The following is a 1,284-nucleotide window of genomic DNA, read 5'->3' as shown; positions in this document are numbered from 1 at the left end:
TTTGCCGCCTGCATCGCCGACCCCCGCGACCAGAGCCGCGTCGTCCATGATCTCAGCGACATCCTGCGCGCTCGCATGCTGGCGATCGCCTGCGGCTATGAGGATGCCGATGACCTCGACGCGCTGCGTCATGATCCGGGGTTCAAGCTGGCGCTGGGCAAGCTGCCGGGCGGTGCCGTCGGCCTGGCAAGCCAGCCGACGATGAGCCGCTGGGAGAATGCGCCGACGACGCGCGAACTGGTGCGGCTGACAGGCGCGCTCGTCGATCTCTACTGCGCGAGCTATCCCGCGCCGCCGGTCGCGGTGACGTTCGATATCGACGAGACGGTCGATGTCGTCCATGGCGGCCAGCAGCTCTCCTTCTGGAACGGCCATTATGGCGAGCGCTGTTTCCTGCCGATCCATGTCTACGACACGGCGACCGGCCGCCCGGTGGCGATGCTGCTGCGCGCCGGCAAGGCGCCGTCGGGAGCCGAGACGGCAGGCCATGTCCGCCGCCTGATCCGCCGCATCCGCCGCCACTGGCCCGATACCCGCATCACGCTGCGCGGCGATGGCCATTACGGTCGGCCCGAGATCATGGCGTGGTGCGAGGCGAACGGCATCGACTATGTGTTTGGCCTGCCTGGCAACAAGGCGCTCCATGCCGATCCCGTCATCGTCAGTCGCGGCGATGGCTGCGCCACCGACCGGGCGCTGCGCGGCTTGGGCGTGCTGCGCCGCTATGCCGAGACCCGCTACGCCGCCAAATCCTGGGGGCCGGCCAAACGCCGGGTCGCCGCCCGGATCGAAGCCTCCAGCATGGGCCTCGATATCCGCTTCGTTGTCACCTCGCTCGAGGAAGGCAGCGCCGAGCATATATACGACACGCTCTATTGCGCTCGCGGCCAGGCCGAAAACCTCATCAAGCTTCACAAGACGCAGTTGAAAAGCGACCGCACCTCGTGCCGGTCGGCCAACGCCAACCAGATGCGCCTCATCCTCCACACCGCCGCCTACTGGCTGATGTGGAAGCTGCGTCAGGCCATGCCCGTTATCGCCGTGCTGAAAAATGCCGAGTTCGCCACCATCCGCCTCCGGCTGATCAAGGTCGCCGCCCGCGTAGTCGAAACCGCCAGCCGGATCCGCATCGCCTTCGCCAGCGCTTGCCCCGACGCCAACATCTTCCGGCATATCGCCCGCGCCCTCAAACCTGCGCCGGCCTGAGCGGCGCGGCTGTGCCGCAGACCGATCCACCCTGTCCAGAAACCCCGCAAACCTCTCGGCCAAACGCGATGGATTAGT

General features: G+C 67.1%; 1 protein-coding gene. It reads left to right on the top strand.

The features are described 5' to 3' along the window. The coding region (locus GGQ98_RS18075; protein WP_184072066.1) for an IS1380 family transposase at positions 1 to 1,206 on the top strand (1,206 nt) is incomplete at its 5' end. Between the last annotated feature and the right edge of the window lie 78 nt (positions 1,207 to 1,284).

The organism is Sphingosinicella soli (assembly GCF_014199685.1).
Lineage (GTDB): Bacteria > Pseudomonadota > Alphaproteobacteria > Sphingomonadales > Sphingomonadaceae > Sphingosinicella > Sphingosinicella soli.
The sequence above is the reverse complement of the archived record's forward strand: the minus strand, read 5'-3'. Positions and strand labels throughout refer to the sequence as shown.